Origin of the sequence: Castellaniella sp. FW104-7C03 (genome assembly GCF_040276085.1) — a bacterium.
GTDB lineage: Bacteria > Pseudomonadota > Gammaproteobacteria > Burkholderiales > Burkholderiaceae_B > Castellaniella.
Genome location: NZ_JBELOK010000001.1, coordinates 53,868 through 80,855, shown reverse-complemented (window position 1 = coordinate 80,855; position 26,988 = coordinate 53,868). Strand labels below are relative to the sequence as shown.

At 60.3% G+C, this 26,988-nt stretch carries 23 protein-coding genes; 15 read left to right on the top strand and 8 right to left on the bottom strand.

The window, feature by feature from the left end; all coding sequences use genetic code 11:
* Positions 1-12 precede the first annotated feature (12 nt).
* Genes nuoG through ABS758_RS00325 form a run of 9 tightly spaced genes read left to right on the top strand, consistent with a single transcriptional unit; the run spans position 13 to position 10,488 of the window.
* Entirely contained in the window at positions 13-2,343 is a 2,331-nt protein-coding gene (nuoG, locus tag ABS758_RS00365) for an NADH-quinone oxidoreductase subunit NuoG (protein WP_350379596.1), read from the top strand.
* Entirely contained in the window at positions 2,343-3,416 is a 1,074-nt protein-coding gene (nuoH, locus tag ABS758_RS00360) for an NADH-quinone oxidoreductase subunit NuoH (RefSeq protein WP_350379593.1), read from the top strand. Before nuoG ends, nuoH begins: the two co-directional genes overlap by 1 nt.
* A gap of 10 nt (positions 3,417-3,426) precedes the next feature.
* The gene (gene nuoI, locus ABS758_RS00355; protein WP_350379591.1) at positions 3,427-3,915 is read left to right on the top strand and encodes an NADH-quinone oxidoreductase subunit NuoI; all 489 of its coding nucleotides are present in this window, start codon (positions 3,427-3,429) and stop codon (positions 3,913-3,915) included.
* Between the two features lie 16 nt (positions 3,916-3,931).
* On the top strand, positions 3,932-4,561 hold the full coding sequence (locus ABS758_RS00350; protein ID WP_350379589.1) for an NADH-quinone oxidoreductase subunit J: 630 nt from the start codon (positions 3,932-3,934) through the stop codon (positions 4,559-4,561).
* Positions 4,561-4,869, top strand: a complete 309-nt coding sequence (gene nuoK, locus ABS758_RS00345; protein WP_350380196.1) for an NADH-quinone oxidoreductase subunit NuoK — start codon at positions 4,561-4,563, stop codon at positions 4,867-4,869. Before ABS758_RS00350 ends, nuoK begins: the two co-directional genes overlap by 1 nt.
* 7 nt (positions 4,870-4,876) lie before the next feature.
* On the top strand, positions 4,877-6,907 hold the full coding sequence (gene nuoL, locus ABS758_RS00340) for an NADH-quinone oxidoreductase subunit L (RefSeq protein ID WP_350379586.1): 2,031 nt from the start codon (positions 4,877-4,879) through the stop codon (positions 6,905-6,907).
* 11 nt (positions 6,908-6,918) lie between these two features.
* Positions 6,919-8,406 carry an NADH-quinone oxidoreductase subunit M gene (locus ABS758_RS00335; protein WP_350379584.1) on the top strand — a complete coding sequence of 496 codons (1,488 nt, stop codon included), beginning with the start codon at positions 6,919-6,921 and terminating at the stop codon, positions 8,404-8,406.
* A 12-nt stretch (positions 8,407-8,418) separates the two neighbouring features.
* Entirely contained in the window at positions 8,419-9,903 is a 1,485-nt protein-coding gene (nuoN, locus tag ABS758_RS00330) for an NADH-quinone oxidoreductase subunit NuoN (protein ID WP_350379582.1), read from the top strand.
* Between the two features lie 18 nt (positions 9,904-9,921).
* Complete coding sequence (locus tag ABS758_RS00325) at positions 9,922-10,488, top strand: DUF2818 family protein (RefSeq protein WP_350379581.1); 567 nt, start codon at positions 9,922-9,924, stop codon at positions 10,486-10,488.
* On the opposite strand, the gene ABS758_RS00320 is transcribed toward ABS758_RS00325, so the two are convergent.
* Positions 10,424-11,599 carry an alpha-hydroxy acid oxidase gene (locus ABS758_RS00320; protein ID WP_350379579.1) on the bottom strand — a complete coding sequence of 392 codons (1,176 nt, stop codon included), beginning with the start codon at positions 11,597-11,599 and terminating at the stop codon, positions 10,424-10,426. The genes ABS758_RS00325 and ABS758_RS00320 overlap by 65 nt on opposite strands.
* Here ABS758_RS00320 and serB point away from each other — a divergent pair.
* Complete coding sequence (gene serB, locus ABS758_RS00315; RefSeq protein WP_350379578.1) at positions 11,598-12,449, top strand: phosphoserine phosphatase SerB; 852 nt, start codon at positions 11,598-11,600, stop codon at positions 12,447-12,449. The two genes, ABS758_RS00320 and serB, sit on opposite strands and share 2 nt — an antisense overlap.
* Before the next feature lie 11 nt (positions 12,450-12,460).
* Here the strand turns inward: serB and ABS758_RS00310 are convergent, their stop codons facing one another.
* The 6 genes from ABS758_RS00310 to ABS758_RS00285 all read right to left on the bottom strand — a co-directional run bounded on the left by ABS758_RS00310 (position 12,461) and on the right by ABS758_RS00285 (position 18,890).
* Positions 12,461-13,177 carry a Fe2+-dependent dioxygenase gene (locus ABS758_RS00310; RefSeq protein WP_350379576.1) on the bottom strand — a complete coding sequence of 239 codons (717 nt, stop codon included), beginning with the start codon at positions 13,175-13,177 and terminating at the stop codon, positions 12,461-12,463.
* Positions 13,171-13,887, bottom strand: coding sequence for a tetratricopeptide repeat protein (locus ABS758_RS00305; protein ID WP_350380194.1), 717 nt, complete (start codon positions 13,885-13,887; stop codon positions 13,171-13,173). Before ABS758_RS00305 ends, ABS758_RS00310 begins: the two co-directional genes overlap by 7 nt.
* 107 nt (positions 13,888-13,994) lie before the next feature.
* A complete protein-coding gene (locus ABS758_RS00300) occupies positions 13,995-16,214 on the bottom strand; it encodes a TonB-dependent receptor (protein ID WP_350379574.1) in 2,220 nt (739 codons plus the stop codon).
* A 188-nt stretch (positions 16,215-16,402) separates the two neighbouring features.
* Positions 16,403-17,506: an NAD(P)/FAD-dependent oxidoreductase gene (locus tag ABS758_RS00295; RefSeq protein ID WP_350379572.1), complete on the bottom strand. Its 1,104-nt coding sequence runs from the start codon at positions 17,504-17,506 to the stop codon at positions 16,403-16,405.
* A 14-nt stretch (positions 17,507-17,520) separates the two neighbouring features.
* Positions 17,521-18,201, bottom strand: coding sequence for a GntR family transcriptional regulator (locus ABS758_RS00290; protein WP_350379569.1), 681 nt, complete (start codon positions 18,199-18,201; stop codon positions 17,521-17,523).
* Positions 18,198-18,890 (bottom strand): MBL fold metallo-hydrolase, encoded by a 693-nt coding sequence (locus ABS758_RS00285; RefSeq protein WP_350379566.1) that lies wholly within the window; start codon positions 18,888-18,890, stop codon positions 18,198-18,200. The genes ABS758_RS00290 and ABS758_RS00285 overlap by 4 nt, the downstream gene beginning before the upstream one ends.
* 246 nt (positions 18,891-19,136) lie before the next feature.
* Between ABS758_RS00285 and ABS758_RS00280 the strand changes: the two genes are divergently transcribed.
* The 3 genes from ABS758_RS00280 to ABS758_RS00270 are packed head-to-tail and all read left to right on the top strand — an operon-like array spanning position 19,137 to position 21,966.
* Entirely contained in the window at positions 19,137-20,111 is a 975-nt protein-coding gene (locus ABS758_RS00280) for a TRAP transporter substrate-binding protein (RefSeq protein ID WP_350379564.1), read from the top strand.
* Positions 20,108-20,662: a TRAP transporter small permease gene (locus ABS758_RS00275; RefSeq protein WP_350379563.1), complete on the top strand. Its 555-nt coding sequence runs from the start codon at positions 20,108-20,110 to the stop codon at positions 20,660-20,662. Before ABS758_RS00280 ends, ABS758_RS00275 begins: the two co-directional genes overlap by 4 nt.
* Positions 20,662-21,966 carry a TRAP transporter large permease gene (locus ABS758_RS00270; protein WP_350379561.1) on the top strand — a complete coding sequence of 435 codons (1,305 nt, stop codon included), beginning with the start codon at positions 20,662-20,664 and terminating at the stop codon, positions 21,964-21,966. The genes ABS758_RS00275 and ABS758_RS00270 overlap by 1 nt, the downstream gene beginning before the upstream one ends.
* Before the next feature lie 103 nt (positions 21,967-22,069).
* Here the strand turns inward: ABS758_RS00270 and mfd are convergent, their stop codons facing one another.
* On the bottom strand, positions 22,070-25,543 hold the full coding sequence (gene mfd, locus ABS758_RS00265) for a transcription-repair coupling factor (protein WP_350379560.1): 3,474 nt from the start codon (positions 25,541-25,543) through the stop codon (positions 22,070-22,072).
* 218 nt (positions 25,544-25,761) lie between these two features.
* Between mfd and ABS758_RS00260 the strand changes: the two genes are divergently transcribed.
* Entirely contained in the window at positions 25,762-26,484 is a 723-nt protein-coding gene (locus ABS758_RS00260; RefSeq protein ID WP_350379557.1) for an IspD/TarI family cytidylyltransferase, read from the top strand.
* The gene (ispF, locus tag ABS758_RS00255; RefSeq protein ID WP_350379555.1) at positions 26,481-26,978 is read left to right on the top strand and encodes a 2-C-methyl-D-erythritol 2,4-cyclodiphosphate synthase; all 498 of its coding nucleotides are present in this window, start codon (positions 26,481-26,483) and stop codon (positions 26,976-26,978) included. Before ABS758_RS00260 ends, ispF begins: the two co-directional genes overlap by 4 nt.
* Positions 26,979-26,988 lie beyond the last annotated feature (10 nt).

The window sequence follows — 26,988 nt, the reverse complement described above, 5'->3', positions numbered from 1 at the left end:
TCAGGACACGCCATGGTAGAACTCACCATCGACGGGCTGAAGGTTCAAGCCGAAGAAGGCAGCATGGTTATCCAGGCTGCTCACGCGGCGGGGCTGTACATCCCGCATTTCTGCTATCACAAGAAGCTCAGCATTGCCGCCAACTGCCGCATGTGCCTGGTCGAGGTCGAAAAGGCCCCCAAGCAACTGCCGGCCTGTGCGACACCGGTTACCAACGGCATGGTGGTGTATACGCACTCCGAAAAAGCCGTGGCCGCCCAGCGTGCCGTGATGGAGTTTCTTCTGATTAATCACCCCCTGGATTGCCCGGTATGCGATCAGGGTGGCGAATGCCAGCTGCAAGATCTTGCCATGGGTTATGGCGAATCCGCCTCGCGCTACAAAGAACCCAAGCGCGTGGTGTTTCACAAGCCCATGGGGCCGCTGATTTCGGCCGAGCAAATGCAGCGCTGCATCCACTGCACGCGTTGCATACGCGTCGGGCAGGAGATCGGTGGCATCATGGAAATCGGCATGCTCAATCGGGGCGAGTTCTCCGAGATCACCACGTTTGTGGGCGAAGCGGTCGAGTCCGAACTCTCGGGCAACATGATCGACGTCTGCCCGGTGGGTGCCTTGCTGTCCAAGCCCTTCATGATGAGTGCCCGCACCTGGGAGCTTGCCCGTCGCCGCTCCGTCAGCCCGCACGACAGCGTGGGCGCCAATCTGGTGGTGCAAACCAAGATGGACCGCGTCTTGCGCGTGGTGCCCTTCGAAAACGAGCCCGTCAACGAATGCTGGATCAGCGACCGTGACCGCTTCTCGTATGCCGGGCTGTATGTCGAGGATCGCCTGCAGCACCCGATGGTGCGCGGCTGTGACGGCCAGTGGCACGAAGCTTCGTGGTCGGATGCCTTGCAGTCGGTGGTGACCGGCCTTAATCAAGTGCGCGAAGACGGTGGCGGGGCACAGATCGGTGCCTTGGGTACCGAAACCGCCACCCTCGAAGAACTCGCCCTGCTGGCGCGCCTGACGCATGCCCTGGGGTCTGACAACATCGATTTCCGTCTGCGTGGCGAGGGTGCTGCCCTGGATGCCGTACGCAGCGGCGCCCCCTGGCTGGGCATGCCCATCGCCGATCTCAACACGCTAGACCGCACCCTGGTGGTGGGTTCGTTCCTGCGCAAGGATCATCCGCTGATGGCTCAGCGCCTGCGCCAGGCTGCCAAGCGTGGCATGCAGCTTTCGCTGGTCGATAGCGTGGCAGTCGATCCTTTGGTGCCGGTCACGGGCCGCATCACGGTCAAGCCTTCGGGTCTGGTCAATGCCCTGGGCGAGATCGCCGTGGCGCTGGCCGGGCTCAAGTCTCAGCCGGTGCCTGATGTCCTGGCCGGCCTGCAAGCGGGTCAAGGCGCGCAGGATATCGCGCAAAGCCTCGCCTCCGGCGAGCGCGTGGCTGTGCTGATGGGTAATCTCACCCTTACCAGCCAAGACGTCGCCTTGCTGGCCGCCAATGCGCAGCTGATTGCGCAACTGGCCGGTGGCCGCTTTGGCTTCCTTACTGCTGGTGGCAACACCGTGGGTGGCTATCTGGCGGGCGCGGTGCCTGCCAATGGGGGCCTGGATGCCCGGGCGATGCTCTCGGGCGATCCCCTGAAAGCCTATCTGGTGTTGCATGCCGAACCCCGTCTGGACAGCGATCTGGGCGATCAGGCGGTGCGAGCCCTGCAAGGCTCGGCCATGGCCGTGGCATTTACCGCCTTCCGTTCTGCGGCAGAAGACTGGGCCGATGTCATGCTGCCCATTGCGCCGTTTACCGAAACCTCCGGCTCGTTTGTCAACGCCGAAGGCCGGGTGCAAAGTTTCAAGGGTGTAGCCGCGCCGGTGGGCGATACCCGTCCTGCCTGGAAAGTCCTGCGCGTGCTGGGCAATCTGCTGGGCCTGGCCGGGTTTGACGACGACACCTCCGAATCCGTGCGCGACACCGTGATGGTGGGTGGTCTTGAAGGCCGCCTGTCCAACGAAATCCGTCACCAGCCGGGTGTGCGCCAGGCGTCCACGTCGGTCGAGCGTGTGGCCGAGTTGCCCATCTACCGTACCGATGCGCTGGTACGCCGTTCGCAACCGCTGCAAGAGCACGTCAATTCTGCACCGCCGCAGGCGGCTGCCAATGCCGCCACCCTGCAGTCTCTGGGTGTGGCGGATGGCCAGCCGGTTACCGTGCGCTCTGCACACGGCGAGATCCAGCTGACTGCGGCCCTGGATGACACCGTGGCCGATGGCGCAGTACGGATTGCCGGTGCCTTCGAACAGACCGCTGCCCTGGGCATGGGCTCGGGCGCCATCCAGCTGGAGCAACGCTAATGGACTGGTTGAATACTCTCAACGCCTACGGCACCGGCCTGATCGGCGAGACCCCCTGGCTGGTGGTCTGGACGTTGGTCAAGATCGTCGTCATTGCCGTGCCCATCATCTTGTGTGTGGCCTATCTTACGTACTGGGAACGCAAGATGATTGGCTTCATGCACATCCGTCTGGGGCCTAACCGCGTCGGCTATCGCGGGCTGTTGCAGCCTTTTGCCGATGTGTTCAAGCTGCTCACCAAAGAGCTGATTGTGCCCACCAAGGCCAACCCGGTGCTTTATGTGGTGGCCCCAGTGGTTACCCTGATGCCGGCCCTGGCCGCCTGGGCGGTAATCCCCTTCCAGCCCGAAGTCGTGCTGGCCGATATCAATGCGGGCCTGCTGTTCATCATGGCCATTACCTCGTTGGGGGTGTATGGGGTCATTGTTGCCGGCTGGGCGTCCAACTCAAAGTATGCGCTGCTGTCGGCTTTGCGGGCTTCGGCGCAGATGGTGTCCTACGAGCTGGCCGTGGGCTTTGTGCTGGTTACTGTGCTGCTGGTCTCGGGCACGCTTAATCTGTCGGGCATTGTTCAGGGGCAGGGTACGGGCTGGTTTGCCAGCCATGGCATCAGCATTTTGTCCTGGAACTGGCTGCCGCTGCTGCCGCTGTTTGTTATCTACGTGATTGCCTCGGTGGCTGAAACGAACCGCCACCCCTTTGACATGGCCGAGTGCGAGTCCGAGATCGTGGCCGGCCACATGGTCGAATACTCCGGCATGGGTTTTGCCCTGTTTTTTCTGGGCGAATACGCCAACATGATTTTGCTGTCGGCCATGGCGGCAGTGATGTTCCTGGGGGGCTGGCTGCCACCGCTGGATGTCGCGCCATTTACCTGGGTGCCGGGCTGGCTCTGGCTGGGCATCAAAACCTTTTTCGTGGTTTCCCTGTTTATCTGGTTCCGCGCTACCTTCCCGCGCTACCGCTACGACCAGATCATGCGTCTGGGCTGGAAGGTGTTCATTCCCCTCACCGGGATATGGCTGGTGGTTGTGGCTGTCTGGATGCAGACACCCTGGAACATCTGGCAGTAAGGAGTACGACATGGAAGCAATCAAAGACTTCTTTGGCAGTCTGATGCTGAAGGAAATGCTCGAGGGCATGCGCCTGACGGGCCGGTATTTCTTCAAGCGCAAAATTACCCTGCGCTATCCGGCAGAAAAAACGCCCACGTCGCCACGTTTTCGCGGCCTGCACGCGCAGCGCCGCTACGAAAACGGCGAAGAGCGCTGCATTGCCTGCAAGCTGTGCGAAGCCGTGTGCCCGGCGCTGGCCATCACCATCGAGTCCGAACAACGTGAAGACGGCTCACGCCGTACCACACGTTACGACATCGACCTCGCCAAGTGCATCTTCTGTGGTTTCTGCGAAGAAGCCTGTCCAACCGATGCCATCGTCGAGACCCACTTGCACGAGTACCACGGCGAAAAACGCGGTGATCTTTATTACACCAAAGACATGCTGTTGGCCGTAGGCGATCGCTACGAGCCTGAGATCGCCGCCCGTCGCGCTGCCGACGCACCTTATCGCTGATGCCGGAAGACCGATCATGAGTTTTCAATCCATACTGTTTTATCTGCTGGCCATCGTGCTGGTGGTGGCGGCCTTTCGGGTCATCACTGCCACCAGCCCGGTTACCGGCGTGCTGCACCTGATTCTCACCTTCTTTACTGCTTCCATGATGTGGATGCTGATCCAGGCTGAATTCCTGGCGCTGGCATTGTTGATTGTGTATGTGGGCGCCGTAATGGTGCTGTTTTTGTTCGTGGTGATGATGTTGGACATGAAGCTTGAAGGCCTCACCTCCGGTCTCAAGGTGTATTTGCCGCTGGGGCTCACCATTGGTGGCGTGATGGTGCTGGAGATGGCGTTTGTGCTGGTGCGCTCCTGGGGTGATGCCTCGGCGCTGCCGGTACCGGCCGACGACTTCGACAACACGCTGGCGCTGGGCACCGCGATGTACACGCATTTTGCCTACGCCGTACAAATTGGCGGTCTCATCCTGCTGGTGGGCATGATTGCGGCCATCGCCCTGACCATGCGCAAACGTACCGATTTCAAACGCACGCGCCCAAGCAGCCAGGTACGCGTCAAGGCGTCTGATCGCCTGCGTATCGTCAAGATGTCTGCCGTGGTAGAAACACCCGACGCCCCGGAAACCGAAGGAGCCGAAAAATGATGGAAATCGGTCTAAGCCACTACCTGATTGTCGGGGCCATCCTGTTTGCCTTTGGCGTCTTTGGTTTTTTTCTTAATCGGCGCAATCTCATTGTGCTGCTGATGTCGATCGAGCTTATCTTGCTGTCGGCCAACATGAACTTCGTCGCCTTTTCGGTCTGGTCGGGCAATCCCGATGGCCAGGTGTTTGTGTTCTTTGTGTTAACCGTGGCGGCCGCCGAGGCGGCAATCGGTCTGGCCATCCTGGTACTGCTGTTCCGTAATCTCAGCAATATCAGCGTAGACAAACTCGACCAGTTGAAGGGGTAAGGGCGTCATGACAGCGCAAAGTCTTTATTTGTTGATCGCCCTGGCACCACTGGTGTCCGCAGTGCTGGTCGGCTTTTTTGGCACGGGCTTCATGGGCTCGTGGATTGGCCGCCGCGGCTCGCATGCCCTCACCATCCTCGGGGTGGCCATTTCCTTTATCGGCTCGCTCATTGTGCTGCAGCAGGTGCTGGATGGCCAAACCTTCGATGGCACCATCTATACCTGGTCCATGATCGGGCCGTTCAAGTTCGAGATCGGGTTCCTCATTGATTCGCTTACCGCATTGATGATGGTGGTGGTAACCGGTGTGTCCCTGATGGTGCACATCTACACCATTGGCTATATGGCCGAAGACCCCGGTTATAACCGGTTCTTCTCGTATATCTCCCTGTTTACCTTCTCCATGCTGATGCTGGTGATGGCCAACAACATGCTCCAGCTGTTCTTTGGCTGGGAGGCTGTCGGCCTGGTGTCGTATCTGCTGATCGGCTTTTATTATTCCAAGCCCTCGGCCGTGTTTGCCAACTTAAAGGCCTTCATGGTCAACCGCGTGGGTGATTTCGGCTTCGTGCTGGGCATCGGCCTGTTGTATGCCTATGGTGGCAGCCTCAATTACGCCGAGGTCTTCGCGCAAGCCGACAAACTCGGCGCCATTGTTTTCCCGGGCACCGATTGGCAAATGCTTACCGTGGCGTGTCTGTGCCTGTTTGTGGGTGCGATGGGTAAATCGGCACAAGCCCCGCTGCATGTGTGGCTGCCCGATTCCATGGAAGGCCCCACACCAATTTCTGCCCTGATCCACGCGGCCACCATGGTGACGGCCGGCATTTTCATGGTGGCACGTTTCTCGCCCGTGTTCGAGCTCAGCGAAACCGCCTTGTCCGTGATCATGGTGATCGGTGCGTTTGGCGCGCTGTTCCTGGGCATTCTCGGGGTGGTGCAAAACGATATCAAGCGCGTGGTGGCGTATTCCACCTTGTCGCAGCTGGGCTATATGGTGGTGGCGCTGGGCGCCTCCGCATACTCCGTGGCCATCTTCCACCTGATGACGCACGCCTTCTTCAAGGCCCTGCTGTTCCTGGGTGCGGGTTCGGTCATCATGGGGATGCTGCACGACCAGGACATGCGCCATATGGGCGGGCTCTGGAAACGCATGCCCATCACCTGGATTACGATGCTGATTGGCACCCTGGCCCTGGTAGGGACGCCATTTTTCTCGGGCTTCTACTCCAAAGAAAGCATCATTGCGGTGGCCCACGCGGCCAATATCCCGGGTGCCGGCTTTGCCTATGTGCTGACGCTCAGCGGCGTGTTCGTTACCTCGCTGTACTCCTTCCGTCTGTACTTCCTGGTGTTCCACGGCAAAGAGCGCTATCCGCAGGATGTCGAGCACGATCACGATCACGCCCATTGGGTCAGCCACGGTGACGGCCCGGCCATCCATGCCTTGCATGGTGCCAAGCCTAAAGAGTCACCCTGGGTAGTCACTTTGCCTTTGTCTGTCCTGGCTGTCATGTCAGTGGTGGCCGGGGTGTGGTTTGTCGATCCGCTCTTGTTCAACGGCTATTTTGGCAAGTCCATCACGGTGCTGGCCCAGCACCCGGCCATGGCCGCCCTGGCGGAAGAATGGCACGGCTGGGTAGGCTTTGGCTTGCACGGGCTTACCTCTGTACCATTCCTGCTGCTGCTGGCTGGTTTTGTGGTGGCCTGGTATTGCTGGCTGGTCAATCCGTCGGTACCGGCGGCGATGGCGCGTCGTTTGGCGCCGATCTATCGCTTGCTCGACAACAAGTACTACTTCGACTGGTTTAACGAACAGGTGTTGGCACGCCTGGTACGCGGCCTGGGCCACGGTTTGTGGCAGGGCGGCGATCGCGGCATTATCGATGGCCTGATCGTCAACGGCAGTGCGCGTCTGGTGGGGGCCACGGCCGCTACTGCGCGGTTGCTGCAGTCGGGCTACATCTATCACTACGCCTTCGCCATGATCATCGGCATCATGGTGTTTCTCACATTCTTCGTCCTGATGGTTCATTGATGGCTAGCGAAATGGCGTCTTCTACACTCCCCTGGCTGACTCTCTCGATTTTTGTCCCGATCTTTTTCGGGCTGCTGGTGTTGCTGGTTGGCCGCGACGACAACCCCGGGCCTGCCCGCGTGCTGTCGCTGGTGGGCTCGATTATCAGCTTTCTGGTCACACTGCCGCTGTACACCGGGTTCAATCCGCGTACGGCCGACATGCAGTTTGTCGAGAACACTCCCTGGATCGAGGCTTTCAACCTCAATTACCACCTGGGGATCGACGGCATCTCCGTGTGGTTTGTGCTGCTCACAGCCTTCATCACCATCATTGTGGTGCTGGCGGGCTGGGAGGTTATCAAGTCTCGCGTGGCGCAGTACATGGCGGCCTTCCTGATTTTGTCAGGCCTCATGGTTGGCGTGTTCTGTGCGCTCGACGGCATGCTGTTTTACGTGTTCTTCGAGGCCACGCTCATCCCGATGTACATCATCATCGGTGCCTGGGGCGGCCCCAACCGCGTGTATGCGGCCTTCAAGTTCTTCCTGTACACCTTGCTGGGTTCTCTGCTCACCCTGATCGCCTTCATCTACCTGTGGCATGTGTCGGGTCAGTCGTTTGATATTGCCACCTGGCATCAGGTGCGCCTGAGCTACACCGAGCAGATGTTCATCTTCGTGGCGCTGTTTGCCGCGTTTGCGGTCAAGATCCCGATGTGGCCCATCCACACGTGGTTGCCCGACGCGCACGTCGAGGCCCCCACGGGCGGCTCCATCGTGCTGGCGGCCATCATGCTCAAGCTCGGTGCCTACGCTTTCCTGCGCTTCTCGCTGCCGATCGCACCCGATGCGTCTCATAGCCTGGCAGGCATCATGATTGCGCTGTCGCTGGTGGCTGTCATCTACATTGGCCTGGTGGCGATTGTGCAAGACGACATGAAAAAGCTGGTGGCGTATTCTTCTGTGGCGCACATGGGGTTTGTCACCCTGGGCTTCTTCGTCTTTAACATCACCGGCCTCGAAGGCGCCATCATCCAGATGATCTCCCACGGCTTTGTGTCCGGGGCGATGTTCATGTGTATTGGCGTGATGTACGATCGCCTGCACACACGGCGCATTGATGCATATGGCGGTATCGTCAATCGCATGCCGCGCTTTGTCACGTATTTTGTGCTGTTCTCCATGGCCAATGCGGGCCTGCCGGGCACCAGCGGCTTTGTGGGCGAGTTCACCGTCATTCTAGGGGCTGTTCAGTACAACTTCTGGATCGGCTTGCTGGCAGCCTCGGCGCTGATCTGGGGCGCGGGTTACTCGCTGTGGATGGTCAAGCGCGTGGCCTTTGGCCCGGTGGTCAACGAACAAGTAAACGGCATGCAGGATCTGTGCCGCCGCGAGTTCCTGATCCTCGGGCTGCTGGCCATTCTTACCCTCTTCATGGGGATCTACCCCAGCTTCTTCACCGATCTGATGCACCCGTCCGTGCAGGCGCTGCTGGATCACGTCGCTCAATCGAAACTGTAGACCGGAATCACGATGCAAAATCTTTTCGACTTCGCGCTGGCGACTCCCGAGATCGTCCTGCTGGTGTTGACCGGAGCCGTGCTGCTGATCGACGCCTTTGGCAACGAGCCCCAGCGGCGCATGACCTTCATGCTCACCATGGCCACGCTGGTCATTGCGGTGCTGGTGTCCTGGGGCCAGTGGAGCGAGGGCGTGCAGGGACGCACCTTCAGCAGCCTGTACGTGGCCGATTCGCTGGGCCACTTCCTGAAAATCCTGTCGGCCATCGCTGTGGCGGTCACGCTGATCTATGGCCGTGCCTATGCCGAGAAGCGTGACATGATGGCCCGGGGCGGCGAGATGTATTCGCTCACGCTGCTGATGTTGCTGGGCGAGTTCGTCATGATCTCCGCAGGCAGCATGCTCACCGTGTACCTGGGCGTCGAGCTCATGTCTTTTGCGCTGTATGCGCTGGTGGCCTTGCGCCGAGATCATGTCGCCTCCACCGAGGCCGCCATGAAATACTATGTGCTCGGGTGCTTGGCCTCCGGTATTTTGCTCTATGGCATGTCCATGATTTACGGTGCCACAGGCCAGTTGGGCCTGGCCGAGATCGCCCAGGTGATCCGCGACGGCGGCGCTCAGCGCCTGCCGCTGGTGTTTGGTGTGGTGTTCATTGTCTCGGGCCTGGCGTTCAAGCTTACCGCCGCACCGTTTCATATGTGGACACCCGACGTCTATCAGGGCGCGCCCACCACGGTTACCCTGCTGGTTGGCTCGGCACCCAAGTTTGCGGCGTTTGCCATCACCCTGCGCCTGCTGATCGAAGCCCTGCACGGTATTGCAGTGGATTGGCAGCCGATGCTGCTGATCATGGCGGCACTTTCGCTGGCTATCGGCAATATCGTGGCCATCGCGCAAACCAACTTCAAGCGCATGCTGGCGTATTCCACCATCTCCCATATGGGCTTTGTGTTTTTGGGCCTGCTCTCGGGCGTGTTCGAGGGTCAGGCCGGTGCCAGTGCGGCGGCGTACGGTGCGTCACTGTTCTATATCGTCATCTATGTGCTCACCACGCTGTCCACCTTTGGCCTGATCATGCTGATGTCGCGCCAAGGGTTTGAGTGCGAAGAAATCGCCGACCTCAAAGGCCTGAACCGGCGCAATCCTCTGCTGGCCGGTGTGCTGCTGCTGGCGATGTTCTCTTTGGCCGGGATTCCCCCGCTGTCTGGCTTTTACGCCAAGCTGGTGGTGCTGCAGGCCCTGATCAGCGCCGGCCATGTGCCTCTGGCTGTGTTTGCGGTGATGATGTCCGTCATTGGTGCCTTCTATTACCTGCGCGTGGTCAAAACCGCCTATTTCGACGAGCCCGACGACAACGTCACTCTGGGCGCCGGCACGCTGGCTACCCGTGGTGTGATGTCCCTGAATGGCCTGTTGGTAATTGGTTTGGGTATCTTGCCTGGTGGTCTAATGGCATTGTGTATCAATGTCATCCAGCAGTCGCTGCGATTCTGACCCCCCGTAAAGGTATTCATGACCCTCACCATCTCTGTCTGGCTGGTTATCCTCGGCGCCTTGCTGCTGGCCAACCTGCCTTTCGTGCTGGATCGTCCGCTGGCGCCCTGGCCTTGGGCGCAGGCGCTGCAGGCCTGGGGTGACGGCATCCGATGGTTGTTTGGCCTGGGGTTTCTGGTGCTTCTGGCAGCGTGGTCATGGGGCACCCTGAAACTGGTGGGCAGCTCATTCGGCGGCGTCGGAGATACCCTGTTTATCTTTAAATTACTGATCAGTATCGGGTTGGCGGCAGCCTTGCTGTCCGCTGCGGGCTGGCTGGCCGCATTGCGTCAGCCGACGGCATCGGATACAGCCGCTCGTCAGGCAAAACCCGCGGGCTCCGGCAAGCTGTTCATCGACCGCTTCCTCGAGCTGCTGGTAGGCTATGTGCTGGTTGGCATGCTGGGCTTTGCCATGGAGCTAGATCTGGGCAATGCGTTTCCCCAGGGTTGGGAGTTCTATGCTGTAACGCTGGCCCTGTTTATGGTGCTGGGTTACCCGGGCTTTGTGTGGTGCTACATGCTGCAAAGACGCCGTCTTCGTTAATATCGGCCAGTGTGCGACAGCCCGTCAGGGCCATCGCCACCTCCAGTTCTCCTCTCAGTAGCTGTATCAAATGCGCCACTGCAGGTGCGCCGCCCACGGCCAGTGCGTGCAGCACAGGCCTTCCAATCAACACCCCCCGAGCCCCCAGTGCCAGTGCCTTGAGCACATCGGTGCCTCTGCGGATGCCTCCATCCAGCAACAGGGGCACGCGGCCTTTGACTGCGGACGCAATCGCGGGCAGCGCCTCCAGCGTGGCGGGCAGGGTGTCCAGGCAGCGCCCGCCGTGGTTGGAGACGATCAGGCCATCGGCCCCGCTGGCAATGGCGATGCAGGCGTCTTCGGCGTCAAGAATCCCCTTTAACCAAAGCGGTGTATCGGGCAGTTGCGCCTTGAGCCATGTGACGTCTTCCCAGGTGGGGGCGGCATCCAGCAAGCCGCTGTCAAACAAGGGGCTGCCACCGGGCGGTACCGGGCGCATAGTGGGTGGTGGCAAACCATCCAGATGCACGGAACGTATGCCGGCAGGCAGTGCAAATCCGGCCCGTTGCTGGGCATTGCGCACACCGTTTACCGGCGCATCCACCGTCAGCACCAGGGCCCGGGCGCCTGCCTGTAACGCTCTTTGCGCCAGCGCCAGGGTATCGGCCCGGCGTCGCTGGGCATACAGCTGAAACCACAAGTGCGGTGGCCCGGGCAGGGTGGCCAGTGTCTCGATGGGCGTGCCGGATTGTGTACTGACCACCAACGGTGTGCCGGTTGCGGCGGCAGCCAGTGCGGTGGCCTGTTCGGCCTCGGCGTGTACCAGCCCGTGCCAGGCCATGGGCGCAATCAGAATTGGGTGTGCAAGATTCTGGCCAAGCAGTTGGAGACGGGTGTGGGCGCCGGCTAAAGGCCTGAGCACGCGGCTGCGCAGGCGCAGAGCCGCGTAGGCCCGGTGGTTTTCCCGGGCGGTGATCTCATCGGCACCGCCGGATTGCAGCCAGACCCAGATGGCCGGGTCCAGCCGCGCCTGGGCCTGATCAGCGTAATCCTGAGCGCACAGGGGCGCCGGGGCGCGAGGGGGCTGTGTGGCAGGTAAAATAGCCGCGCACGACTGGGAGACAGGATTCATGGCACACCTTATTTTGCAGGCACCGCGCCTGGTGGCAGCGGACGTTGAACGGCTGGCAGCGGTTGCCTGCGCCGATGGAGTACAAGAGCTCAAGCCCACCGCGATTCGTCTGCTGAATGTGGATGAGTCTACCCGCGACGAGGTGCTGGCCATGGCGCAGGCTGCGCATCTGGATGCGGCGTGGCTGGCGTCCGTCCATCGCCTGGCCGAGTGCAAGGTGCTGGCCATGGATATGGATTCCACACTGGTCAATATCGAGTGCATCGACGAAATTGCAGATGCCGTGGGCCGCAAGGCCGAAGTGGCGGCCATTACCGAAGCCAGCATGCGCGGCGAAATCAAGGATTTCTCCGAAAGCTTGCGCCGCCGTGTCGCCCTGTTGCGAGGCGTGCCCGAAACCGCCCTCGAGCAGGTATTCTCGCAGCGGCTTCGGCTTAATCCAGGGGCTGAAAACCTGATTGAAACCATGCGTTCGCATGGGGTCAAAACCATTTTGGTCTCGGGCGGCTTCACCTTCTTTACCCAGCGCCTGCAGCGCGGGCTGTTGCTGGACGAATCCCATGCCAACGTGCTTGAAGTGGTGGATGGCAAGCTGACGGGCCAGGTGCTGGGCGATATCGTGGACGGGGCCGCCAAGGCGCGCCATGTGCAGGCCCTGGCACAGTCGCTGGGTGCGTCGCCCGAGCAGCTCGTTGTCATGGGCGACGGCTCCAACGATTTGCCCATGATGGCGCTGGCACATTATTCCGTGGCCTACCGTGCCAAGCCTGTGGTGCGTGCCCAGGCGCGTTTTGCGCTGGACGTCAGCCCCTTGGATGCTGTCCTGAACTGGTTTCGGCTGCAGCATTAAGCAATTGCTGCTCAAGGGTTTGCCCATTGACGCAGGAGGTTGTGATACACCCCGGTGAGTTGGCTGATGATCTCCGGGTTGGCGCCGTCCCGGATCAATCGCTGGATGGCGACATCCTGCTGCAGCAGGAGGCTGCGTTGGGTGTCGTCGCGTACCAGGCTTTGCGTCCAGAAAAACGCGGCATAGCGCACCCCACGGGTAACTGGGGTTACCTGATGCAGGCTGGTGCCGGGATACACCACCGCCTGGCCTGCCGGCAGCTTCACGCGCTGCTCGCCATAGGTGTCCTGGATGATCAGCTCTCCGCCGTCGTAATCGTCTGGATCGCTGAAAAATACGGTGGTGGAAATATCCGAGCGCAGCAGCCTGGGCGTCAAGGCAGAGGGGGCCAAAGCCTGGCTCGCATTTTCAGCGGGTAATCTGAAAATCGAATTGTCGATATGAAATCCGTAGTGTTCACCGCCTTCGTAGCGGTTAAATCGCGGAGGCAGAATCCGGGCTGGCAGCGCTGCCGACTGAAACACTGGGTGCTGGCGCAGTGCCTGGGTGATCAGCGCACCAATCTGCAGGGCAACAGGGTCATCCTGCGCCAGCTGGCGGTTGGCTTTTACATGGGCGGCCACGTGCCCGGCGCTGGCTCGTCCGTCTATCCAGGTGGCGGAGGTCAGCATTTCACGGCATTGAAGTACCTGTTCGGCCGGCAGCAGGTCGGGGAGGGTGATCAGCATGATGAGGGTGCGGCCAGGGTTGCAGTCGCGGCCGCCGCCAGGCTTTGCGGCAGGGGCAGGTCAGGAAAATGATCCTGTAACCAGGTGATGGCCTGGCGGATAAAGGCCGGGGTTGCGGTTTCGGGCACGCGCGCCAGCCACTGCAGCGCAGCGGGTGTCTGGCCCTTGGCCATCAGCAGCCGGGCCAGATTGAACTGTCCGCGAAAATCACCCGCCTGCGCTGCCTGGCGGTACCAGACCAGCGCATCCTGGCTGCTTTGTGCTACGACCCAGCCGTCCTCGTAAAAGCTGCCAATCATATTCATGGATTTGGCGTGGCCCAGTGCTGCCGCCTGCCGAAACCATGTAAGCGCCGCATCGCGGTCGATATCGGTGCCCAGGCCCAGGGACAGCGCCGTGGCGTAGTTGTACATGCCCCAGTCCAGCCCGCCCAAGGCGGCCAGGCGAAACCAGTAGGCAGCCATCACCAGGTTTACCGGTACACCCCAGCCGTGTGCATGGCACTGGCCCAGCATGTTCAGTGCCATGGGTTCGCCCTCGCGGCTGGCATGGCGAAACCATTCGTATGCCTGGGGTGCGTCTGGCACGACGCCGTGGCCATCCAGCAGCCATTGCCCATATACCAGCTGTGCCTGCACCACCCCGCCTTGTGCAGCTGCCTTGAGTGTGGCGGCTGCCGCCTCAGGCGGGCCGGCCAGCAGTTGTTCCATCTGCCTGGCCAGCGCCTGAGGCGCGCTTTGATTGATGGTGTGACTGTCCAGCGCGCCCGCTTGTGGGCTGCCGTGTGCAGCCATGGCAAACGATGTGTCGCTGCACATCAGAAATGCAGGTTCAGCGTGGCCATGGCCGAGCGTCCCGGGGCAATCGAGGCGTAATGGTTGGCGTAGGCCTGGTCATAGTAGGTTTTGTCAAACAGGTTGTTGATGTTGATCTGCAGATCCACCGTCTTGTTGAAGCGGTATGCCGCCATGGCATCAAAGCGCCAGTAGGAGGGGATGCTGATAGTATTGGCTTCGTTGCCGTACTGCTGGCCTACGTAATAGGCACCCATCCCGGCGCTGAATTTGGGCGTAAAGGCGTAGGTGTTCCAGAGGCTGAAGCTGTGTTCCGGCGTATTGGGAAACGCGTTGCCAGCGTAATCCTGGCTGCCCTTGGCGCTGCCGTTATCCACGATCTTGCTTTTCAGGTAGGTGTAGCCGCCGTATACCTGCCATTGCGGTGTGACATTGCCCGAAAACCCCAGTTCAAACCCGTCCACATGCTTTTTGCCGGCCATGGTGTACAGGCCATTGGCGTCGGTAACCCGCGCATTGGTGGTTTCAACCCTGAACACTGCCGCCGTCAGGCCCAGACGTCCATCCAACACGTCCCATTTGGTGCCAAACTCCATCGTGCGGTTTTTCTCTGGGGCGGTGTCGGCCGCGTTGATCGGAACGCGCCTGCCTGGTACAAGGCTGTTGCCGCTGCCTTCGTTCAGTCCGGCGCCTGCCGGGGTGGACGACGTGCCGTATGAGGCATATATGCTGCCATTGGGCGCAGGCTTGTATACCAGGCCCAGTTGGTAGTTCAGCAGGGTGTCGTGGCGATCAATACGGTTTCCTCCGGTGGGGTCTACCCGGGTGGTGTAGTCGTCCAGGCGCAGGCCCAGCGTGGTTTGCCAGTGCTTGTTCCATTCGATGGTGTCAAAGCCGTACAACGATTTGGTCAGCGTGCGCGAGTAGGTGATCTCGCCCAGAGGCCCACCGCTGCCGGTGTTGACCCAGGGATCGCCTGGAGTAGGGGTATACAGGCTGGTGCAATGGTAAGCAGAGCCTGCTCCAATACCGCCCTTGCACTTGATCTTGTCGCTGTTGTCGCGATCTACATCCAGACTGTCCTTGCGCCCGTCTTCCACCGAGAACTCAATACCAGTGAGAAAACGGTGCTTCAGGCTGCCGGTGCGAAACTCGCCCAGCAGTTCGGTCTGGTTGGCCCAGGTGCTCACGCGGCTGTCGCGGGTGTTGGCACGGCGCCAGACCATGCCATTGTTGACGTAGCCCTTGCTGTCGTCTGGTTGCGTTACGACGTAGCGTTGGGTGCCGCGCGTGTAGCGGGTCTGGTTGCGTACGGTCAGGGTGTCAGCCAGGTCGTGCTCGATCAGCAGCGTTCCCATGTCATTGCGCGTGCGGCGATAGTCGCTGTCCAGCCCATAGAAATTGTCGCGATCCACATCCACCGGGCGGCGGTGGAAGCTGGGATCATTGGATCCCTTGCTGGATATCGTGTAGGGCATGCCACTGTCCGGAGTGTCGTCGCTTTCCAAGTGAAAATAGCTCAGTGTCAGGCGTGTCGGCGTGCCTAGGCCCAGCGACAGCGTGGGGGCCACCCCCCAGCGGCTGGCATCCACAGTATCGCGCCCGGCCACATCCTGGCTGTGGTTCATGGCGTTCAAGCGAAACGCAGAGGACTCTCCAAGCTGCCAGTTGCTGTCCACGGTCTGGCGAAAATAGCGATCCGTGCCAAACCCGGCCGATATATCGGTAAAGTCGCGCAGCTTGGCTGTTTTGCTGATCAGGTTGATGCTGCCGCCCGCACCGCCACGGCCGGCGTAGGCGCCATCGGCCCCTTTGATTACTTCAACCTGTTCCAGGTTGAACACTTCCCGCGAGGTGGCGCCGATGTCGCGCATGCCATCGATAAATGTGCTGGACTGCGCATCGTAGCCGCGAATAAATGGGCGATCCCCCAAGGGGTTTCCGCCTTCGCCTGCGCCAAAAGTGATGCCCGGCGAGTTGCGCAGCACGTCTGTCAGGGTGCTGGCGGCCTGGCTCTGAATCAACTCTTGCGGGATGATCTGTAGTGATTTGGCTGTGTCCAGAACCGGTGCGGTAAATTTGTCGGATGCCGAGTGCTTCACGTTGAAGGGAGCAGGACGGGTACCCTCCACCTGGATCGGCGTCAGCTGTGTGGGCTCGGTGGTTTGACCAGAAGCCGGTGTGGCCAGTAGCAACAGTGACGGCGTCGCCAGCGCGGTTGCCAGGCCGCCTGTCACTTTCATTTTGCTGCTTGAGTGTTCAGCGTGCAGATCCAAGATATCCTCTCCCAATTGATAAAGATCATGAAACTCATTCTCATTTGCTACGAATTCTAAACGAGAATAATTATCAATTCAAATGAGAAAGACCATTTTCTATTTTGAGGTGGAAAGCAGTCAAGTTGATGATGTGCACCAGACTGGCGGCTGGATCATGTCAACCGCAGTACAACTTCATCGGCAATGGCCAGCGCTGCGGTGAGGCCGGGTGACTCAATGCCGTACAGATTAACGAGCCCGTTTACCCCATGCACCCGCGCGTCCTGAATGATGAAATCGGTGTCCCCGGGGCCAGCGTGCGCCAGCTTGGGGCGTACGCCTGCATAATCAGCATGCAGGGTCCCGTCGGGCAGTTGTGGCCAGTACTGACGGATCGAGGTATAAAAGCTATCGGCGCGTGCCGGGTCTACATCGTAGGCGATATCGTCCACCCACTGCACATCTGGGCCAAAGCGCGCACGCCGGCCCAGATCCAGGGTGAGGTGCACGCCGAGGCCGCCTTTTACCGGCACCGGATAGATCAGGTGCGAAAAGGGTGAGGCAACCGAGAGTGCATAGTAGTTGCCCTTGGCCAGCTTGAGCCTGGGGATGGTGTCAGCGGGGATGCCTGCCAGCTTGGCAGAGATTGCCGTTGCCTGCAAACCTGCGGCATTGATCAGCCATCGGGCGCGGATCTCCATGGGCTGTGTGCCGCCCACCTGCAAGACGACGCCTTCTTTGCCATCTGCTGATCCGGACACTACCGGTGAGCACAAGGCCAGCATGCCGCCAGCGGCTTCCAGATCACCCTGCAATGCCTGCATCAGGCCATGGCTATCCACAATCCCCGTGGAGGGTGAATGGAGTGCAGCCACGCACTGTAATGCCGGCTCTTGTGCCTGCGCCTGGGGAGCCGTCAACCATTGCAAGTCGTCCACACCGCTAGCCTTTGCGTTGGCAGCCAGTGCCTTGAGGGAGGGCAGTTGCTGGTCGTCGGTTGCAACGATGAGTTTGCCGCAGCGCCAGTGGGGTACACCGTGTGTTTCGCAATAGGCATAGAGCGCCTTGTGCCCCTGGATGCAGAGCCGCGCCTTGAGTGAACCCGGTGGGTAGTAGATCCCCCGATGGATGACTTCGCTATTGCGCGAACTGGTGCCCGTGCCAATGGCTGATTCGGCTTCCAGGACGATGGTTTCGTGCCCTGCAAGTGCGCACGCCCGTGCAACCGCCAGCCCCACGACACCAGCGCCAATGACAATGCAATCGACTTCTTCCACGCAGCTCTCTCCTGTTACACGTCCGCATGCAGCGGCATTCTGTCGGTGTGCAGCACTTCCCAACGCCGCCGCGTCGGCTGCATATGATCGACCACCAGGTGAGCCAGTGCGGTCCGGTCTTGCCGTTCGACAGCGCGGATCATCGCCGCATGCTCGTGTACAGCCTGTTGCAGCCATGCCGGCTCCACAATGCCGTACGAACGGATGGGATTCGAGACCTCGGTATAGAAAGCAATCGCCTTGCACAGCTCGTGGTTGCAACTTAAGGCAAACAGCTGATCGTGGAACTCATCATTCAATTGATGGATCAGGCTGACATCGGCTTCTACCGACACAGCTGCTGCATGTTTGACATGCGTCTCCTTGAGCGCCGCTAAAGCATTCGCGTCTGCAGGCAAGGGCATGATCATGGCTGCATCGCGCTGCAGCAGCTCGCGCATGTGATAGATCTCGTCCACTTCTTTGCGCGCGAAGTCCTTGACTCGAGCGGATTTTGATCGTGGTTTGACCACAATGCGCCGGCCCATAAGCTCTTGGATGACGGATCGCACGACGTGGCGCTTGGCATCGAAGCGATCCATCAGCGTGTCTTCGGTGAGTTCCTGGTTTGGGCGCAGGCGCCCAAAAATAATATCCGCCTCCAGAATCTCCACGATCTCGGCGACGGAGGCATTGCGGGTTGGTTGGGAGCTCATCGCACAATCAACTCCAGGCGCATCGGTTCGTCCCACATCCAGCCGGCAGGTGTGCGGCGCAGCTCTGGAAAATGTCCCGGCACAACGACATCGGCGTTGTCGGCAATCCAGGCAAGCGTCTGGGCCGAACGCGTGTGTGGATCAAACTCGCTGGCCGAATGGCCGCCCGCCAGTTCTCGGTAGGTTTTGCAGGCATCGCCCGCCAGTACTACCCGTCGGCCATCGTCTGCCGTGTAGTGCAGCAGGTAACTGCCGGGTGTATGCCCGGGGGCATGCCGGTAAAACAGGCCGGGAAGCAGTTCGCCTTCTGGCTGGTCAAGTAAATGCAGTGGCTGGTCTTGCAGGTAGTGGTTCATCCCGGTGCTGCAGAAAGGATCTTCATCGGCAGGTTTGCGGGCGTAAGACCACTCTTCGGCGCCCAGGTAGATGTCTGCCTGTGGGAATAGGTCTACGTTGTTTGCGTGGTCGAAATGCAGGTGTGAAAGGAATACCATGCGGATATCGGCAGGTGTCAGGCCGTGCTGCTTGAGCCCAGAGAGCAGCATGAGGCGCGTGAGGTGATGACCCGTATCGAACAAAACAGGCCCATAGCCATCTACCAGAACAAGCACCGTGGTGGAGAACCCGAAGAAGCCCTCCTTGAAACGCAGGCTGTTGCCTTCGACCAGGATGGCGTGGTGTATTGACATGGCATCCTCCTCAGTAAAATATAAAACTATCAATAACAATATCGATACTATAACTCTAATGTGTGTTCTGGTATGGGAGTAGTGACCATATATCGTGATAGTTAAAGTACGTACAAGAGATTTTTATTAGGGTTTCCGCTAATTCAGCAATAAAAGTTAGCCATCTAAAAATTATTGATAGTATTATCAATTTAGTAGTCAAACAGACGATTCCTTGTATTTTTATTCAAAACTCCGGGGGAGACCATGGCAGCATTCAAGACAATCGCGGCAGGGCTGGCGATCACACTGGCAAGCGTAGGCGCACAGGCCGAGACGTGGCAGATGGCCACTCCCTACCCTGAGTCCAACTTTCACACAAAAAACGTATTGCAGTTTGTCCAGGACATCCAGGCCGCCACCGATGGCAAGCTGGAGATCAAGGTGCACTCCGCGGGGTCGCTCATCAAGCACCCCGAAATCAAAAATGCAGTACGCTCGCGCCAAATCCAGATAGGAGAATTTTTCATCTCCATCCTGTCTAACGAAAATCCCATCTACGCCTTGGATTCCGTGCCTTTCGTGGCTACGTCGTTTAAGGATGCCCGTAAGCTCTATGCCGCATCCAAGCCCGAACTTGAAAAAGAGCTTGGCAAGCAAGGCTTGAAGGTGCTCTATTCGGTGGCCTGGCCGCCCCAAGGGCTGTATGCAGACCGCCCCATCGAGAAGATCGAAGACCTGAACGGCCTCAAATTCCGCGTCTATAACTCACAGCTGGCTCGCCTGGCGCAATTGGTCAATGCGGTGCCTGCTCAGGTTGAGGTTCCGGATCTGGCACAAGCCTTCACCACCGGGCGGGTTAACGCCATGCTGACAGCCACGTCCACGGGCGTAGACTCCAAAGCCTGGGATTACCTCAAGTATTTCTATGACGTAAAGGCGTATTTGCCCAAGAATGTCGTGGTCGTCAACCAAAAGATATTTGACGCGCTGCCTGCAGGCGAACAAAAAGCCATCCTGGATGCTGCCGCCAAAGCCGAAACCCGAGGCTGGGAAATGGCCGAAGCCGACCACCAGGCTAAAAAACAGGTGCTGGCTGATCACGGCATGCACGTCAGCGACGGCAGTGATGCCTTGAACAACTCATTGCACAAGATTGGCGCCCAGATGGCCGCCGAGTGGAGTAAGCAAGCAGGTCAGATGGGCGAAACGGTGCTCAAGGCCTACCATGATGCCCAATGATGCGTAAATCACTGGATACGCTCTATCAAGTGGCCGGCCTGCTGGCGGCCGCGTCACTTGTGGGTATCGTCGTGGTGGTGTTTGGTCAGGTGGTACTCAACATCTTCGATTACACCACCACGCGGCTGTTTGGGGTCAGCTTTGGATTGCTGATCCCCTCCTACACGGCCCTCTCCGGCTATGGCCTGGCATTTGCCACCTTTCTGTCGCTAGGCCTGGGATTACGCCAGGCCGCCCACATCCGGGTCACCCTACTTGAAGTTCGGCTGCCACCCCTGCTGCAGCGCACCACCTTGACAATCATCACGCTGGTCGCCAGCGTCGTGGGCGCACTATTTACCTACGGTCTGGGGCAACTCGCTTTTCAATCCTATCAATGGGGTGATCGCGGTACGGGGTTGCTGCGTGAACCACTCTGGATACCGCAACTGGTCATGTGCGTTGGCGCCCTGGTCTTTACGATCGCCGCGATCGATACGCTTTGCGAAGTGTTGCGCCGCGGACGCAGCGACGCACTTGCCACTGATAACCATGCCGAGGAAGCCACCTGATGTCCGCCTCCTTCATGTCACTTATATTGCTGCTTGTGCTGTTTGGCAGCCTGGCTATTGGGCTCTGGATTTCGATTGCCCTGTTTGTCACTGGGCTGGTGGGTGTGGTGTTGTTCTCCAGTGCGCCGATTGCAGATGTGCTGGGTACCAACATCTGGACCTCCTCCACCGAATGGTCGCTCGCGGCTCTGCCGCTCTTCATCTGGATGGGTGAAATCCTGTTTCGGTCGCGGATGTCCAAGGATCTGTTCACGGGGCTTGCCCCCTGGATGCGTTCCGTTCCCGGCGGCTTGGGACACGTCGGCATCCTGGCCTCCGGCATCTTTGCCGCCGTCAGCGGCTCATCGGCGGCCACCTGTGCCACGGTAGCCAAGGTGGCCGTACCCGAGCTTAAAGCCCGTGGCTACGACGAGCGCCTGGTGCTGGGCACTGTGGCAGGGTCTGCCACCCTTGGGCTGCTGATTCCGCCCTCCATTATCATGATTGTTTACGGTGTGGCGGCCGAGCAGTCCATCGCGCGGCTGTTTATCGCTGGCGTGCTGCCAGGGCTGATGGTGATTGCCCTCTACATGAGCTATGTGGCGCTGCAGTCACTCACAGGGCGTGCAAAAACGCCGCCTAAAGATCCCCCCACCACGCTGCTCCAAAAATTCCAGGCGTCGCGCAGGTTGCTCCCGGTTGTCCTACTGATCGCCGGTGTCGTGGGGTCTATCTATCTGGGCCTTGCCAGCCCTACTGATTCCGCCGCAGTGGGTGTGGTGCTGGCACTTGCCATGAGCTGGTGGTTTGGCGATCTGACCTGGCAGTCCTTCAAGGAAGGGCTGATTGCAGCCACCCTGTCCTCATCGATGATTGCGTTCATCCTGGCCGGGTCTGCGTTTCTGACGCTTGCCATGGGTTATTCGGGGCTGCCCGCTACGATCGCTGGCTGGATCACCGGCATGCAGCTCAGCACGTATACATTCCTGGCGGTGCTTACCGTGTTCTTCATCATCATGGGGTGCTTTCTGGATGGCATCTCCATCGTGGTGCTTACCACGGCGGTACTGCTGCCTGCTGTGCAGGCAGCTGGCATCGACACCATCTGGTTTGGCGTGTATCTGGTGCTGGTCGTCGAGATGGGGCAGCTGACACCGCCCGTGGGGCTTAACCTGTTTGTGCTGCAGGGCATGACTGGCCGCGACATCGTGTTTATTTCCAAGGCCGCGTTCCCCTTCTTCGTCATGCTCATCCTGGCAGCGGCGATCTTTACCGTCTTCCCGGATATCGTGATGGTGCTGCCACACATGATGTACGGTAGCTGATCGTCTTCACGCCCCAAACGCCGATGGCACCTTGGCCGAAAGCCTGGGTGCCATCGGCGTTTGGGGCGACAGGGGTCAGGGTGGGGCGTGTAATGGCGGCTTTTTAAGCGCCGCCCAGGCGTTGCAGCAGGCCGCGCAGTTTTTGTACCCGGCCAGGCACGTCCACACTGCCGCCAAAGGTAATCTTCAGCTTATCCGGTCCATTCAGCTTTACCTGGCGATCCTGCTGTACAAGCTCGATCACACGGATGGGTTCTACCTTGGGTTGGGCCGAAAAATGGATCGATGCCTGGGTATCGCCGGCATCGATCTTGACGATGCCCAGGGATTCGGCCAGCAGGCGCAGGCGGTGCAGTGACAATAGCGTGTGGCCGGCATCAGGCAGCTTGCCGTAGCGGTCGATCAGTTCTTCCTGGATGAGCGTCAAAGTATCGGCATCAGCCGCGTGGGCCAGGCGCTTGTAAAAGCCCAGACGGGCCTGCACATCGGCGCAGTAATCCGAAGGCAGCAGGGCCGGCCCGTGCAGGTTGATCTCGCATTGCGAACCAAACGGCGCGTCCAGATCGGGTTCTTCGCCGGATTTCAACGCCCGTACGGCCGCTGCCAGCATGTCGTTGTACAGGCTGTAGCCAATTTCCTGGATATTGCCGGATTGCGATTCGCCCAGCACCTCGCCGCTGCCGCGAATCTCCAGGTCGTGCATGGCCAGGAAAAAGCCTGATCCCAGTTCTTCCATCGACTGAATCGCCTCGAGACGCTTTTTGGCGTTGCTGGTGATGGCGTCCTCGCCGGGTGTCAGCAGATACGCGTACGCCTGGTGGTGGGACCGCCCCACGCGGCCGCGCAACTGGTGCAGCTGGGCCAGGCCCAGCTTGTCGGCGCGGTGGATGATGATGGTGTTGGCCGATGGGATGTCGATGCCGGTTTCGATGATGGTGGTGCACAGCAGCACGTTGCTGCGTTGCTGGTAAAAGCCTTTCATCACCTCTTCAAGCTCGCGTTCGCCCATCTGGCCGTGGGCCACCGCGATGCGCGCTTCGGGCACCAGCTCCTCAAGCCTGGCGCGGCGGTTGCCGATGGTTTCTACCTCGTTGTGCAAGAAGTACACCTGGCCGCCACGCTTCAACTCGCGCAAAATGGCTTCGCGGATGGTGCTGCCGTCTTCGCGCCGGACAAATGTCTTGATGGCCAGGCGTTTTTGTGGCGCCGTGGCAATCACCGAAAAATCGCGGATGCCTTCCAGCGACATACCCAGCGTGCGCGGGATGGGGGTGGCCGTGAGCGTCAGGACGTCCACCTCGGCGCGCAAGGCCTTGAGGGCTTCTTTCTGGCGCACGCCAAAGCGGTGTTCCTCATCGATGATGGCCAGCCCCAGGTGCTTGTAGCGCACCTCTTTGGACAGCACCTTGTGGGTGCCGATCACAATATCAACAGACCCGTCGGCCAGGCCGGCGATGGCCTTGCTGGTTTCCTTGCCGGTACGAAATCGGGATAGCTCGGCAATCCGTACAGGCCAGTCGGCAAAGCGTGTGGCAAAATTCTGTGCGTGCTGTTCGGCCAGCAGGGTGGTGGGGCACAGCAAGACCACTTGCCGGCCGTTCATCACTGCCAGAAAGGCCGCACGCAGTGCGACTTCGGTTTTGCCAAAGCCCACGTCGCCGCACACCAGACGATCCATGGGCCGGCCTGAGGTCATGTCCTCGATGACGGCGGTGATGGCCGCAGCCTGGTCGGGGGTTTCCTCAAACCCGAATCCTTCGACAAAGGCCTGATAGTCGCGCGTGGGAAACTGAAATTTCAGGCCCTCGCGCGCTGCGCGGCTGGCATACAGGGCCAGCAGTTCGGCGGCGGTATCCCGTGCCTGCCGTGCCGCTTTGCGGCGGGTTTTCTCCCATTGGCCGGAGCCCAGCGGGTGCAGGGGCGCCTGATCGGGGTCGGCGCCGCTATAGCGCGCAATCAGGTGCAGCTGCGATACCGGCACATACAGGGTGGCATCGTGCGCATACTCCAGGTGCAGCAGCTCCAGTGGGCCGTCACCCAGATCCATGCTGACCAATCCCCGGTAGCGGCCGATCCCGTGCTGTACGTGTACCACCGGGTCGCCAATGTGCAGCTCGGCCAGATCGCGCACCATGGCGTCGATATTGCTGTGCTGCTCAAATCGTCGACGCCGGCTGCGGGCGGGCCTGGATGCCTGTGCGGGATAGAGGTCGTTTTCTGTCAGTATCGCCAGGCCCGCGGGGGGCATCAGAAAGCCGCCGCTCAGGGGTGCGACGATGACGGAAAAGCGGACATCGCTGTCGAGAAAATCCTGCCAGGTGTCAAAGGTTGCGTCAGGGGGCAGTTGGTAATCGGTCAGCAACTCGGATAAGGTTTCCCGCCGGCCCGCAGAATCCACACATAGCACGGTGCGCAGCCCTGACGATTGCACGTGCTGGCGCAAACCGGCCAGGGGATCCTCGGCCCGGCGGTTGATGGCCACCACAGGGCAGGGGGCAAAATCTGTATGTGTCTGGTTGTTTACCAGCGCCAGCCGTGCCATCTCGCGCAAGCGCACATGAAACGCTTCGTCGTCCAGGAACAGCGTCTCCAGCGGTAATACCGGACGCTCTGGATCGGATTTTAAAAACTGCCAGCGATTATGCGCGTCTTGCGTAAAGTGCTGGATGGCTGCCGGGGCATCCCCCAGAGTGAGAGCCAGCGTGTCTTCGGGCAGATAGTCAAACAGGGTGGCCGTCTGTTCGAAAAATAGTGGCAGGTAGTACTCCACCCCTGCAAACGCAATGCCGTTACCGATGTCTTTGTAGGGCAGGGCGCGAGAGGGGTCGCCCTCAAAAATCTCCCGGAACCTGGCCCGGAAACGGTTGCGGGCGGCTTCATCCATCGGAAACTCGCGCCCGGGCAAGAGCTCGATCTCATGCACCGGGTACAGGCTGCGCTGGGTGTCGATATCGAAACTGCGGATGGATTCGACTTCACGATCAAACAGATCGATGCGGTAGGGCAGTGCAGACCCCATCGGAAACAGGTCGATCAGCCCGCCGCGGATGCAGAATTCGCCTGGAGCGCTTACCTGGGTGACATGGCTGTAATTGGCCAGCGTGAGCTGTGCCCGCAACTTGTCCTCATCCAGGGTGTCGCCTTGGCGAAACTGAAACGTATAGGCTGCCAGAAACTCGGGGGGTGCTAGGCGCACCAGCGCTGTGGTGACCGGTACCACCAGCACATCCACTTGGCCCTGGCCCAGTGCGTGCAGCGTGCGCAGGCGCTCGGAGATCAGATCCTGGTGCGGAGAAAAGCTGTCGTAGGGCAGGGTTTCCCAGTCGGGCATGAAGCGTACCCGCAGGTCTGGATCAAAGAGTGCAATCTCCTCTGCCAGGCGTTGTGCAGCCAGGGGGTCGGCGCAAAATGCCGCCAGCGGGCGATGTAGCCGGTGGCTGAGCGCAGCCAGCCACAGCGCATCGCCGGAGCCAGGAGGGCGCGCCGTGACATACCGTTGGCCGGGTTTCAGGCTGGACTCGATGGTGTCCAGCGTAGCCATCAAAGGAAAGGGCGAGAGAGCAGAAAGATCTTGCATGAAGAGCGGTAAGGGCACCAGGCGGGGGTATGCCGTCGGGGCTGGCGTGTGGCGCTGCGCAGCGTGTGTGCAGGCATGCCAGCGAAGGGTCGTGTAAGGCTCACAGTATAAAGATTCAGCCGCAACCGTGCGACTCTGCTGCCAGCACAGGGCCATGGTGGGCCAGGCGCAGGCCGTGATGTCCTGTTCTCTGGCCTGCTCGGCTAAAATCGCCTGTCATGAATCCTCATTTGATTGCCATTGTGCCGGCAGCCGGTGTCGGTGCCCGCGCCGCCGGCCCTGAAGGCCTGCCCAAGCAGTATCGCCTGCTGGGGGGCGTTCCCATGCTGCGCCGCTCGGTGCTGGCCTTGCTGGCCAACCCGCAGATTGCCCAGGTGCGGGTTGCCGTTGCGCCGGGCGATCCCTATGTTGCACGGGCCCTGGATGGCCTCTCTGGTGTGGTCTGGCGACCGTGCGGCGGGCCGACACGCTCGGCCACTGTGCTGGCGGCACTGCAGGATGCCGGCTTGCCGGCCGATGCCTGGGTGCTGGTGCACGATGCCGCACGCCCTGGCCTGGCACCCGACGACCTGGCGCGCCTGATTGACACCTGCCTGCAAGCGGGCCGTGGGGGCTTGTTGGCCCGCCCCGTGGCCGACACCGTCAAGCGTGCCGCACCCGAGGCGCCTGCGCAGGTATGTGATACCGTGGCGCGCGAGCACCTGTGGCTGGCCCAAACGCCGCAGATGTTCAGGGCGGCAGAGCTGCAGGCGGCCCTGCAGGCGTGTGCGGGGCTAGGCTACATCACCGATGAGGCCTCAGCCATAGAGCATCAGGGTCAGCAGCCGCTGCTGGTGCCGGGCAACCGTTTAAACGATAAGCTCACCTGGCCGGAGGACTTTGATTGGTTCGAGTCCTGCCTGCGCGGGCAGGCGGGCACACAGGCTTCGGAGATCCCATGACAGCCCAATGTCCGTTTCGAGTAGGCCAGGGCCACGATCTGCACGCTTTGGTGCCCGATCGGCCACTGGTGATTGGTGGGGTAACCATTCCCTATCCGCTTGGCCTGGCAGGCCATTCGGATGCGGATGTGTTGTTGCATGCCGTCACCGACGCTATTTTGGGTGCGGCTGGCCTGGGAGATATCGGGCGGCATTTCTCAGATCGTGATCCCCGCTGGAGTGGCGCTGATAGCCGTCTGTTTTTGCGTGAGGCTGTGCGCCTGGCACGCGAAAAGGGCTGGCAGGTGGTGAATATCGATGCCACTGTGCATGCCCAGGCCCCGAAGATTGGGCCTCATGCGCCTGCCATGGTGGCGTGCATCGCACAGGAAACCGGCGTGAATGCGGCAGATGTGAATATCAAGGCCAAGACCAACGAGGGCCTGGGATATCTGGGCCGCAGCGAAGGCATTGCTGCCAGCGCAGTTGCCTTGCTGGCCCGGATACCGGCCTGAGGCCGCTACT